Consider the following 12,213-nt stretch of genomic DNA (forward strand, 5'->3'; position numbering starts at 1 on the left):
GAATTACAATGTGGCTCTATCCAAAAATTCTAGCTGATATTGGCATTACTGATACTTTTAATAGTGGTGCAACTACTGCACGCCGTCTGGCGGAAAGTTGGGATAATCAATGGCTGGATTTATTGCAGAATAATACTAATAATAATTTGTATGGAGCATTAACTAATTTGGGTGTTTTTTTTGCGGTTGGCACTTTACTTTTTTTCATGCTCCAGTGGTTGAAAGATTTGATATACAGTGAATATTCTCGCCCAATATCGGCTTTGATTTGGCCTTTTACTGTAGTTGTTTTATTAAGTAATACTGGTAATGGGAGTATCCTTTCTACTTTGACATTGGGAGTGAGAAATGTGATTAATACTGTGAATCAGCAAGTGATTACTACAGCCAACGCTAATCAGGTGTATCAACAAGCAATAAATATGAGTGTGGCGGAAGAAGTGGCTGGGTCTTTGTTGCGTCCGTGTCAAGCACTGACTGGTGAACAACAAAGCCAATGTTTGACTAAAGCCAGTGAAAGAATTGATAATCTTTGGCGTGAATATAGAAATTTATATGGTAATCAAGTTTGGATAGATAGACTAGAAAATCAAGTTAATCAAATTAGATTTAGTACGGTAATTGTTTCGGAAACTGAGTTTAATGCTTTGTTAGGTAATACTGTTCAAACTACTATTAAAAATTTTTTAATTTCTTTGCAATATGCTTTTCAGAATTTGATCGAAGCTACTATGTTACTCATCGCAGCTTTAGGGCCGTTGGCGGTGGGTGGTTCTTTGTTACCTGTAGCTGGTAAGCCGATTTTTGCTTGGTTAACCGGGTTTTTATCGGCGGGAATTGCTAAGATTTCGTTTAATATTATTGCGGTTTTAACAGCCGCCGTGATAGTAAATGGCCCTGGACAAGACCCTAATGCTAATCCTGATTTAATGTGGTTTATCATTTTTCTAGGGATTTTGGCTCCATTGTTATCTTTGATTGTGGCTGGTGCTGGAGGTTTCGCAGTGTTTAATGCTATTAGCAATACGGCTAATTCGGTGAGTAACAGAATATAAGAAATGTGGCGGTAGTTGGTGACAAATTAGTAGGTAAAGTAGTAATGGTTAATTTGTTAACGAAGAAAAAAAAACAAAGAATCAGTATTTTAACAATCTTTGCGATCGCCACTTTTAGTTTACATTTACTTGTATTATTTATCTTTCTGTCTCAAGGGTTGAATATTCGCCAATTTAGCCAGAGAAAACCGTCTCACTTTATACAAACAATTGATGGTCAACCCATCGGTAATACTGACACATTAGCCAGAGACTCGCAAGCAATTCGGCAATTTGTCAGTCAGACTATGATATCGATATTTAATTGGTCTGGCACTCTCCCACCACAAACTATTGAGGAAGTCGCCAAAGCCAAACCCGACCCAGGAATATTAGTAATAACACTCACAGGTGGCAGTAAAAAAGTAACTACTAGCACATGGGTTGCCAGTTTCGCCATTTCCGAAGATTTTCGCAAAGGTTTTTTAAGTGTGCTGGCTGACATGACTCCACCAGAAATCTTTGCGAGTAATACTAACCAAGCGATGTCCGCACAATTAACTATTAAGCGCGTTTATCCCCCTATCCAAATTTCTCCGGGTAAGTGGCGGGTGGGGATGGTGGCAGACTTGGTACAAACCAGAAAATTTGATGGTAAAAAGTTAATTACTCCTTTTAATAAAGATGTACTTGTAAGAGCAGTAGATTATTTTCCTTATCCATTACCTGAAATTAGCACCGATTTACAAAAAGCAATTTATAGTAGTCGTGCAGAAAAGTTAGAAATTTATGAAATTCGTAATTTATGTTTGATAGATGATTATAGCAATGTGGATATTAATCAATCCAATCCATGTGCAGGTAATTTTAGTAGATAAACAAGCAGTTAACGCAGAGGCATCATCATTTATATTGGGAAATTTCCGCTATTTTATTGAAAGCTACGGTTAAGTTGTTTGATATATAGCGTTTCTTAGTCTATTGAGTTACAGTAACAACAATGAATCAACCAATCACGGATAAAATAGGGTATCATGCTTTTTTAGCATAACTTGTATATAACCCAAAAACCTGGGAAAACCTGGGCTTCGTTGAGGCTTAATTTTTGATGAAGTCCGGCTAACTCAGTGAATAGGAGTTGTATAATTTTTAATATTGTAGGCGCAGTCTTGCTAATGCGTAGCTTGCTTCTCCGTACCTGTAAGGAAGTTGAGGAAAAGAGTACGGAGGCGTAAACCTACCTTTAGGGTAGTTTGAATTTTGAATTTATTCACAGCTTTTATGCAATTAGTTAAATCAGAACCCAAAAAGAGTAGTATTCTTCCTTTATTTGCTGTAGGCACATTTGGGTTACACTTGTTGAGTTTGCTGTTGCTTTTGTTTCACGGGTCGATGTTACAGATGTTAAATGAGCGACTCACACCACGTAGTTTAGTACAATTGGTTGATGGTCGTGCAATTACGGTAGACCCTAAGTCAAGTATGGAAAGATACCCGGAAACTGTACGTCGGTTTGTGGGTGAAACTATGACTCTGCTGTTAACTTGGTCGCCAAAACAGCCCCCGGCAACGATTTGGGAAAGTAGCTCACAACTATTAGCCAATAATCTACAATCAAAATTTTTATCACAGATAAATAACTTAAATTCTGCGGGTCGGATTGCTAATATTAATCGCAATGATGAACATATATTGGTAATACAAAAAATTTCTCAACCTATTGCTATTGGTGATGGTGAGTGGAAAGTAGAAATGCTTGCTAATCAATTAATTTTTAATGGTTCTGACAATTTAGGTCGGGCAATTCCGTTTAATAAACAAATTTTAGTGAGAACTATAGATGAGCAAAAAACTGTGTTACCAACTTCGCCGCTACCTTGGCAATTAGCAGCTTACCGTTTAGGTGAAGCGAAATTAGAAATTTATAATATCTGCGAACTGCAAGATGATAAATGTTCTAGCAATTTAAATTAAGTAATACGCCATGAATCCATACTCAGGGAATTCCGAATTTCCACCTAAACAACTTGCTAGTTTAACTACTGATGATGACCAAACAGAAGTAGATGCTGCTGATTGGGAATCACAGATAGCAAGATTAGTGGGTTTGGCTGAAACATTTCCTACTGTTGATAATACATCACAAGATGAGCAGGCGATCGCCGATCCATCTGTGTCATCTGTGCAAACTGAGCAACCCCTCGCCACTAACCCGTTTGCCAAATTAGCCTTAGTGGCTACTGGGACTTTCACTATAGTTGTGGTGGCGGGTGCTTTTTTATCACAGATGATGAGCATCAACAATCAAAAGCCCAAGCCCCGTAATATAATTGCATCACCAACGGCATCACCAACCGCCAATTTATCGCCAGAAGCCACCCTACAGCAAGAAGTAGAAACTCTCAAAACTAAATTAGCTTTGGCTGAACAAGCCCAGGCGGTAAAAGTCGCACAACAAAATCTCAGGAATGTCACTACCCCCTCTGTGCGTCCCACATTTACCCCCACTACACAGAATAATTCTAATAATGATCGCAACCGGTTACAAACTGCCAAAACAAGCAAGCCCGAAACACGGACTGTGATAGTCGAGCGAGTTGTCAGCAATCCCTACCGCCAACAACCTGTTCCCGTAGTACCTGCCTTACCTCCCCAGTTAGCACCACCACCGCCAGCACAATCAAATTCTACACCCACACCTGCTGCACCCGACCCTTTCCAGGAATGGTCAAGGTTAGCTAAATTGGGTAGCTACGGGCAGGTGAATATTTCCTCTGCACCGATAAGAACTGTCGCTGCCCCTGAGTCGGTAGATAATACCGAAATGTCACCACCACGCCCAAATCCCCGGAGTAGCCAAGGTAACAGCGCACCTGTGGTTATTAGTCAAGCATCAAATCACAGTCCGAAAACCCTGAAACCAGGAACAATTGCCAAGGCGGTGTTAGCTACGGCTGTGTTTGGGGAAACTCAGAGAAACAGAGGTAATAGTGGTGATGACAATGATCCCAACTTATTTGTTGTGCAGTTGCGGGAACCTTTAAAAAGTGTAGATGGTGCGATCGCTTTACCTGCAAAAACCGAGTTACTAACCCAAGTCAGTGGAATTTCTGAACAGGGATTAGTACAACTAAAATTAGTTAAAGTTATCTGGCAAAATAACGGTAATCTCTTAGAAACAGATATACCTGAAAATGCCCTACTCATCCGTGCTTCTCAAGGTAGACCTTTATTAGCCCAGCAATACCCCAATCGTAACTCATCAATAGCTGGGATGGATGCGGGACTATTTCTGTTAGGTGGAATTGCCAAAGCCGCAGAGTTATATAATCGTGTCGATTCACAAGTCACCGTCAACGGTGGTAGTACCGTAGTCAGCAATAGTAGTGCTGGGCGCGATATTGCAGCTGGGGTGCTGGAAGGGGGTTTAAACTCTGTGATTCCCCAAATTGCCCAGCGCAATCAACAGGCGATCGCCCAAATGATGCAACAAACCAACATTTGGATCTTACCAGCCGGGACTGAAGTAGAAATATTTGTCAATCAATCCGTACAGTTTTGAAAGCCATCCCCAATGACAATTAAAACTTATTTTTCCCTCCCTACAACCCCCCGGCAGCGTCATTATTTATCTAATGTATTCCTGCTAATTTTTACGGCTGCAATCTTATTCCTGGCAGAACGTGCTACAGCTAATAATGCTGTTCTCCGTTCAATTTTTTCCTGTCAGGCTCAGGGTTTAGGGGGAGTCATACCTACTATCAAAGTCTGGTATCAGCAAGGGACAAACTTAAGCTTTATTCCCACAGGTGAAACCATCAGGAAAGTCTGGCTCAATGACCCATCACAGGTAACAATAGACTTTGATGGCCCCATGTGTATGCAGTTTGGTCAAGAAAGCGGTGTTACAGGCGATTGTCAAAACTCAGCAGCCAATGTCATGCAACTGCGACGCATTCCCAAACTCAACATCCCCGGTTTACCTAAGACTAACAATACACTTTTAACTGTAATTACTGATGCCCAAGGTCAACCTAAGCTTTACACCTTTCGAGTTCTCTATGGAGATAACGCGCCAGAATATCATACTTTAGCGGTTTTTGCTGATCCTGCCTCTGCGGGAGAATCATGTGTCAGAGTTTCCCGCTAATGGTTAATCAAGCTAACGCCTATCAGGGGGGACGCAAAGAAATTTAAATCAATACGTCTCCCCCTGTTGAAAACAGACTATTGCGCTTTGATTAGGGCTAAAAAAGCGGGTTTTATTTGTGCTGTGTGCGAAACCAAAAAATATACTTAACTTACCTGAATATAGCTGGAATTTTGAATTTTGAATGTTGAAAAAGACTTGATTCACCCTGATATAAAAAACCGACGCTCAAAAATTAAGAATTTTTCGCTAAGATATCCAGTAATTAATTTTGCTCAAACTTCCGCCAATTCTTGCGGAATAGCAGCAAATTTTTCCGCTTGTTCTTCTGTTTAACCTTAGCTAAATAGTTATTAGCGTACCGGAAAGCGGATGCACCATCATAAGCAGCAATAGCTATAGCTTGAAAAAAAACATTGGTGGGAACTTCTTGATTTAAAAGCTGTTGTGTCAAAATTAACAAATCATTATCTGTTGCTGGTAAAGTCGCATCTTCTGACCATTCGGGATCATAAAAGATATCTTCAATTACAGCTTTGAACATTTTGAACCTCCCCAAAAGCAAAAGATGCAAAACCTGTGATGAAATTTAATTGTTGTTCACGTGTTTGTAGATTGTTTGGCAGTTGGGTATCAGTACATCCGATTTCCTTTAAAATTTCCAAACAATAAGCACTGAGTTCATTACCTGAAGCTTTTTCCCACTTCATAGCTACTTCTTTCGCCTTTTCCAGATTGCATCTAATCACGTTAGTTACAGGGTTAATCATCAATGCACCCTCATGAACTGGATAGTGGCAATTTTGCTCAAAAGCACAAATTAAAGTAACCGTAATTATGCGGAATTTATGAAGTTGGCTCATGAAGTCATCAGCGCATTTGCGGAACAGCCTGGGCAGCGATCGCGAATTTCCCTGAAAAATACCACGACCATAACCTCAGTTTTGCTGTTTTATTGCTTGGTATTACTTGCTTATTATCAAGTTATCTATTTGCGTATTCTTACTTAAAAGAGAATTCATTACATAATTATTAGATAGTTAATATTTATTTTTTTTATTTAGCGAATTATCATCTATTTCAAATTTTATTTTTTTGCTCTACCTAACGAATGATTTTATTATCAAAAAAAATATATTAATTCATTCTTTCGGTCGATACATAATTCTAGGATTTACCGTTTAAAATAGTCAATGTATCAGGCTGTGATAAAGAAAATATTGGCTAAACCAACTGCATGATTTACCTATCTTCAGTATATAGGATAATCACAGAAGATTTTCTTTATTAGGTCAATTAATTTATAACTTAATCGAACAACACATAAGCAATAGTTTGTCAGTTGCCAAAAGATTGAGTTATGAATGTTTGGAGGATTGTAAATGAAGATTGTTAACAGTGTTTTATCTATGCTAAGTCCAGTCAAGTTTGTGATTGTAGCTTTGAGTTGTGCGCTAATATTCATATCTAGTATCGTTCCAGCTTTTGCCATTGAAAGCTACCAAAGTGAACCGACTGAAGCCACTACACAACTTTTAGAGACGCAACGCAAAACTGACGAAGTTAGTAGGTCTGCACCCCCCTCATTGAAAGAAGTTCAGAAAAAGTCTAATGAAGGACTCAATGAAGTTCAAGGTGCTGCTGATATTGAGAAAATGAAGCGTCCTGAAAATTCTCAAGCTGCAACTAGCGTAGAAGATGAAGTCAGAAATTTCTTGGAAAAAGTAACCGGTAATCAATAAGCCGAGATAGAACAGTCACAAATAAATTAAATTTGTGACTACCACGATAATCTTGAATGAAAGTAGATGTCTTAGTTCTTCATCATAAAGATAAGGTAACACCAAAAAATAAATTATTCAAATCGACTGTTAGTAGGGTGTGTCAGTATGAATACACACATATTGCACCTGTTCCTTGATGATAATTTTTGTAGGGTGGGCATTGCTTGCAACTTGCTGAAAGCCTTAGTTTTACCTCATTAGCAATGCCCACCTGACGCTTATTGAGAAAGGTGCAAGATATGACAATATTTTCTTGGGATAGCTGGGGATTCTCGTACTGACGCACCCGACATTTTGGATATTTTCTGCTCTGAAAGTCCCTAACTAATTTTACTTTTTCAGTTTTGGGATTTTACCAACTATATTTGTTACTTGTCACAGATAAACCTATCCTTAAGTTGTAGTTACTTAAGGTTTGATAATCTTTCCTCTGGTTGATGCAGAGAAAAGCTATTTTTTGTGAAATTAGTAAATGAACTTGACTAGGAATAAACAGCAATGCGGACAATAAACATTGGTTTAACAAACGAACAACGTCAAGGTGTAATTAATCTGTTGAATCAAGATTTAGCAGATTCTTATCTTTTGTTAGTGAAAACCAAAAAATACCATTGGGATGTTGTTGGGCCTCAGTTCCGCAGTTTGCATGAACTATGGGAAGAACACTACGAGGAACTGACAGAGAATATTGATGAGTTAGCTGAACGAATTCGTGCTTTAGGTGGTTATCCTGTAGGAACAATGGCAGGATTTCTGAAGATTGCTACTCTCAAAGAACACTCAGGCGATGTCCCCAACGCTACAGATATGGTAGCTCGACTCGTGGAAGATCATGAGCAGATTATTCGTAACTTGAGACAACACGTAGATCAAAGCGCGGAAGAGTTCCATGATCAAGGAACATCTGACTTTCTCACCGAACTCATGGAAGAACATGAAGAGATGGCTTGGATGCTGCGTTCATTCATTGAAGGACAAGCCTTACAGCCAGATGGTATACAACCAACATCAGAAACTAGAACTCCTGTAGGCGTGTAGTTGCCGCCAAAGTATGACTAGAAGCTGAGAAACAGAGATGGGGGATACGGTTAAATATCCTCCGTATCTCTGGGAACATGATGAATTTTTGATAAAAACCCCAAACTGAGGAGTATTCAAGTGCCAGAAGTTTATCAAGCAGAGCGTACTATCTCTAGTTTGTTTAAAGAACAAAAACAAGTTGATGATGTGATTCGACGTTTATTAGACAGAGGTGTACCCAGAGATCATATTTCGGTCATGGGTAGGAACTTCCAGTCAGAAACTCGAATTTCAGGCTTTATCACCAAAAGAGATGTCATTCTGGGAGGTTTGAGAACAGGGGCAATTTTTGGTTCCTTATTTGGTTCTTTTCTCAGCTTGCTGACAGGTGTCGGTGTACTGTTCATTCCTTTCGTTGGCCCGATTGTAGCCGCAGGCCCCATTAGTGCGCTGCTGCTGGGTGCTGCTAGTGGTGCGATCGCAGGTAGTGCTGGTGCTGGTTTAGTCTCAGTTTTAACTACTCTAGGAATGCCAGAAGATAAAGCCGCAGTCTACCAAACCCGCTTACAAGCAGGCGAGTTTTTACTGATGGTAGAAGTACCCAGTAAGCGCGCTGGCGAATTTCAATTATTGCTGGAAAGTTCTGGTGGTGAAGAGATTAACACCATCGATAATACCTTGGTGCATCCTTGTGCTGGGCCTTGCAATAGTCCAGAAGATTTATCTCCTGAAGTGCGTTCTCATCTTTCACCAGAGGCTCAACACACATTCATTGAACGTTATAACGCCGTCTTGAATGACACCAGTGATGAGTTTACCTCGGAACAAGCCGCTTGGCAAGCTGTACATCAAAAATTTGACGAAGACGAAAACGGTGTTTGGTCAAAGCAGAAAGTAGGCGTTTAAATAACTTTTCTCTAATTCCCATCAGCAGTTGCGTGTTGCTGCCATCAATAGAATACCAAAATCAATACTTGATTACTCCACTCTTAATATAAGTAGTGGAGTTTTGATATTTTGTTGTAAAAAGTAAAGGTTAGCCGGGAATAAATTCACTATAAGCCATGATAGTTTTTATACCCTATTAAGCACTGGTACTACCAGTTACCAAGCCCCAGATGAAAATAGCAATTATTGCACCAATGATTGCCACAATTAAGCCAGGAATACTCAGAGTTGCGGCCGTTAGTTGTAGCCTTCCTGTTTGTAAAAGAGCTACCAAAGTACCACCAATCAAAGCACCAATTACACCTAAAATCATGGCTGATATGATACCACCACCCTGACGACCAGGGTAAATAGCTTTGGCGATAGCTCCGGCAATAATACCCAGAATTATCCAAGCAATAATGTTCATAATTTAAGTTAGCAAAACACTTACCAGTAATTTATTAATTACCATCTAGTTTTCCTTCTACCAGAAGAGATAAGTATTAATCAACTAGAATTTATCTCCCGTGGTAATTCCTGGCAGTTAGCTCTACAAGTTTACGCAATTTATCGTTAAAATTACGATTTACCGTCAGATAGATGATTTATAGGCTAAGGTTTTCCCTAAGTAGATAGTTAAAGCGATCGCTATTCCAGAAATCACCACCGCATTATTACTTACCATCATCAATCATCAGAATTATCATCAGATTTTTGGCATGGTTTGTTTCTGCCATTGGCGTTTATAATCTTCAAATGTCTTTCTATCACAGAAAAGATTGCCAAGCTAGCCAGAAACCATAATCAGGCTGTTTAATTAAAATTCATGCAAAAACAAACTAAAGCTATCTCTCCCTGGATTTTTATCCCTACCTTATATTTTGCTTCTGGCATACCTTACATCATCATCAATACGGTTTCTGTAATTTTTTACAAAAAACTAGGCATTAGTAATACACAAATTGCCTTATGGACTAGCTTTCTCTATCTACCTTGGGTGATCAAAATGTTTTGGGGGCCACTGGTAGATATTTACTCAACAAAAAGAAAATGGATATTATATACCCAATTGGCTATGTGCTGTTGTTTGGGTATAGTAGCCGTTTGCTTACAACTACCCAATTTCTTTTTTATATCCCTAGCCGCTTTAACATTAGGAGCATTTATTTCCGCAACTTATGATATAGCTACAGATGGATTTTATCTTTTAGCATTAACACCAGAACAACAAGCATTCTTTGCTGGAATTCGGTCATTATTTTATAGAATGGCTGTTATTTTTGGTTCTGGTTTTTTAGTAGTTTTCGCTGGATTACTCGAAAAAAAGCTAAATAATATTCCCCTAAGTTGGAGTTTAGCACTTGGTTTTTCTGCCATTATCCTCGGAATAATATGTATCTGTCATCGCCTAGCTTTACCCTTACCGGAGTCTGACAAACCACGGCACACCAAAACAACTGCTATTCCATTTGGGGAAATTATTATTTCCTATTTTCAACAAGCAAAAATTTTCAACATCTTGGCATTTATTTTTCTCTATAGATTGGGTGAGGCAATGCTAGTAAAAATTGCCTCATTATTCTTATTAGATAAACCAGAATTAGGTGGACTAGGACTATCTACATCAGATGTTGGCTTAGTTTATGGAACATTTGGCGTAATATCCCTAATTTTTGGCGGCATTCTTGGCGGGTTGGTAATAGCTAAATATGGCTTAAAAAAATGTTTATTTCCTATGGCATTAGCCATGAACCTACCCAATCTATTTTATGTTTACATGGCTTACACTAAACCTTCATTAACATTGGTGTATCCCCTAGTTTCTCTAGAACAATTTGGATATGGTTTTGGGTTTACAAGTTTTAGCGTATATTTAATGTATATCTCCCAAGGAGAATATAAAACCTCTCATTTTGCCATATCTACAGGCATCATGGCTTTAGGTATGATGTTACCCGGAATAGTTAGCGGTTATCTGCAAAATTCCTTGGGATATCCCTTATTTTTTATCTTAGTTTGTCTCCTAACCATCCCTGGTATGATTACGCTATTTTTCATACCTTTCAAAGCAGATACTCAAAAGCCAACTCTGATTACTTCTAGTTCGTAGTCAGGACTTTAGTCTTGTCATATCTTGCACCTTTCTCAATAAGCATCGCTCCCTGCACATCCAATGACATAAAACTAAGGCTTTCAGCAAGTTGCAAGCAATGCCCACCCTACAAAAATCATCATCAAGTAACAGGTGCAAGTTAGTAGTCCTGAGTTATCTAAGCCTAAATTGCTTACTACAAACACAATAAATACCACGAAAAACCATGAGTTATGTTTTAGGAATAGACGGCGGTGGTAGTAAAACCGTATGTGTTTTGATGGATGATATACATCAAGTGTTAGGCCGTGGTCAAGCAGGTGCATCTAATTATCAAAGTATAGGACAAGCAGCAGCCTTAAAATCTCTTGAGACTGCAATTGATGCCGCAGCTAAGGAAGCATTGAAGTTAACAAATAATATCAAGATTACAGCAGTATGTTTGGGATTAGCAGGTGTAGGTCGTGCAGAAGATATTGATATAATGAAAAATATCTTACAAAAGTTAATAAATAGCCAATATCTACCGATAAAATGGGATTTACACCCATCAAATATTATCATTTGTAATGATGCTTTTATTGCCTTAATGGGCGGAGTTGGTCATCCTGTGGGAATTGTGGCAGCACTAGGTACTGGTTCCATATTTTTCGGTCGAAATTCTCAAGGAGAAACCAAGCGAGTTGGCGGTTGGGGTTATATTTTAGGTGATGAAGGTAGCGGTTATCAAATTGCTGTAGCTGGGATGCAAGCAGCATTAAAAGCTTACGATGGACGGGAGAAATACACAAGACTGATAGATGATTTTAAACAGTATCTTGGTTTAGAAAGTATAGAGGATTTAATTGCGGTTATTTATCGGCGAGGTTGGGGAGTTAAACAAATAGCTGGTTTAGCACCAATTGTAGATTTAGCAGCCGCATCAGGTGATGAAGTCGCTAATAATATCATTGATCATGCTGTGAAAGAATTGGTAACAGCTACATCTACAGTAGCTGAGGCGATTTTCCCTCTTGATGCAGTTTTTGAAATTGTGACAACAGGCAGTGTGTGGCGGGCTAAATGCCAAATACATCAGAGATTTACCGCATCTATGATCAAGTTTTTTCCCCAGGTACAGGTGATGTTTCCCCAGCATGAACCTGCTTATGGTGCTGGTTTGTTGGCTTTGCAGAGTTTAAAGGGGTAAGTATGTTACCCGGA

13 protein-coding genes are annotated in these 12,213 nt (G+C 39.0%); 10 read left to right on the plus strand and 3 right to left on the minus strand.

Annotated elements, in window-relative coordinates; translation table 11 throughout:
* Positions 1–8: 8 nt before the first annotated feature.
* The 5 genes from A3775_RS20270 to A3775_RS20290 all read left to right on the plus strand — a co-directional run bounded on the left by A3775_RS20270 (position 9) and on the right by A3775_RS20290 (position 5,184).
* Positions 9–1,055 (plus strand): hypothetical protein, encoded by a 1,047-nt coding sequence (locus A3775_RS20270; RefSeq protein WP_066426509.1) that lies wholly within the window; start codon positions 9–11, stop codon positions 1,053–1,055.
* A 44-nt stretch (positions 1,056–1,099) separates the two neighbouring features.
* Complete coding sequence (locus A3775_RS20275; protein WP_066426528.1) at positions 1,100–1,912, plus strand: hypothetical protein; 813 nt, start codon at positions 1,100–1,102, stop codon at positions 1,910–1,912.
* A 403-nt stretch (positions 1,913–2,315) separates the two neighbouring features.
* Entirely contained in the window at positions 2,316–3,008 is a 693-nt protein-coding gene (locus tag A3775_RS20280) for a hypothetical protein (protein WP_066384071.1), read from the plus strand.
* A gap of 10 nt (positions 3,009–3,018) precedes the next feature.
* Positions 3,019–4,596: a TrbI/VirB10 family protein gene (locus A3775_RS20285; protein WP_066384070.1), complete on the plus strand. Its 1,578-nt coding sequence runs from the start codon at positions 3,019–3,021 to the stop codon at positions 4,594–4,596.
* 18 nt (positions 4,597–4,614) lie between these two features.
* The gene (locus A3775_RS20290; RefSeq protein ID WP_369816005.1) at positions 4,615–5,184 is read left to right on the plus strand and encodes a hypothetical protein; all 570 of its coding nucleotides are present in this window, start codon (positions 4,615–4,617) and stop codon (positions 5,182–5,184) included.
* A gap of 265 nt (positions 5,185–5,449) precedes the next feature.
* On the opposite strand, the gene A3775_RS20295 is transcribed toward A3775_RS20290, so the two are convergent.
* Both A3775_RS20295 and A3775_RS20300 read right to left on the minus strand, forming a co-directional pair.
* Positions 5,450–5,728: a hypothetical protein gene (locus A3775_RS20295; protein WP_066384065.1), complete on the minus strand. Its 279-nt coding sequence runs from the start codon at positions 5,726–5,728 to the stop codon at positions 5,450–5,452.
* Complete coding sequence (locus A3775_RS20300) at positions 5,709–5,954, minus strand: hypothetical protein (protein WP_066384119.1); 246 nt, start codon at positions 5,952–5,954, stop codon at positions 5,709–5,711. The genes A3775_RS20295 and A3775_RS20300 overlap by 20 nt, the downstream gene beginning before the upstream one ends.
* A 612-nt stretch (positions 5,955–6,566) precedes the next feature.
* On the opposite strand from A3775_RS20300, the gene A3775_RS20305 reads away from it, so the two are divergent.
* The 3 genes from A3775_RS20305 to A3775_RS20315 all read left to right on the plus strand — a co-directional run bounded on the left by A3775_RS20305 (position 6,567) and on the right by A3775_RS20315 (position 8,894).
* Positions 6,567–6,926: a hypothetical protein gene (locus tag A3775_RS20305; protein WP_066384063.1), complete on the plus strand. Its 360-nt coding sequence runs from the start codon at positions 6,567–6,569 to the stop codon at positions 6,924–6,926.
* Between the two features lie 540 nt (positions 6,927–7,466).
* Positions 7,467–8,006 (plus strand): Dps family protein, encoded by a 540-nt coding sequence (locus tag A3775_RS20310; RefSeq protein WP_066384056.1) that lies wholly within the window; start codon positions 7,467–7,469, stop codon positions 8,004–8,006.
* Between the two features lie 120 nt (positions 8,007–8,126).
* Positions 8,127–8,894 (plus strand): ChaB family protein, encoded by a 768-nt coding sequence (locus A3775_RS20315; protein WP_066426512.1) that lies wholly within the window; start codon positions 8,127–8,129, stop codon positions 8,892–8,894.
* A 178-nt stretch (positions 8,895–9,072) separates the two neighbouring features.
* Here the strand turns inward: A3775_RS20315 and A3775_RS20320 are convergent, their stop codons facing one another.
* The gene (locus A3775_RS20320) at positions 9,073–9,345 is read right to left on the minus strand and encodes a GlsB/YeaQ/YmgE family stress response membrane protein (RefSeq protein WP_066384043.1); all 273 of its coding nucleotides are present in this window, start codon (positions 9,343–9,345) and stop codon (positions 9,073–9,075) included.
* A 399-nt stretch (positions 9,346–9,744) separates the two neighbouring features.
* Here A3775_RS20320 and A3775_RS20325 point away from each other — a divergent pair, with 399 nt between their 5' ends.
* Both A3775_RS20325 and A3775_RS20330 read left to right on the plus strand, forming a co-directional pair.
* Positions 9,745–11,028: an MFS transporter gene (locus A3775_RS20325; protein ID WP_082803805.1), complete on the plus strand. Its 1,284-nt coding sequence runs from the start codon at positions 9,745–9,747 to the stop codon at positions 11,026–11,028.
* A gap of 208 nt (positions 11,029–11,236) precedes the next feature.
* The gene (locus A3775_RS20330) at positions 11,237–12,199 is read left to right on the plus strand and encodes an N-acetylglucosamine kinase (RefSeq protein ID WP_066426513.1); all 963 of its coding nucleotides are present in this window, start codon (positions 11,237–11,239) and stop codon (positions 12,197–12,199) included.
* Positions 12,200–12,213 lie beyond the last annotated feature (14 nt).

The organism is Anabaena sp. 4-3, from assembly GCF_001597745.1.
In the GTDB taxonomy this organism is placed as follows: domain Bacteria; phylum Cyanobacteriota; class Cyanobacteriia; order Cyanobacteriales; family Nostocaceae; genus Trichormus.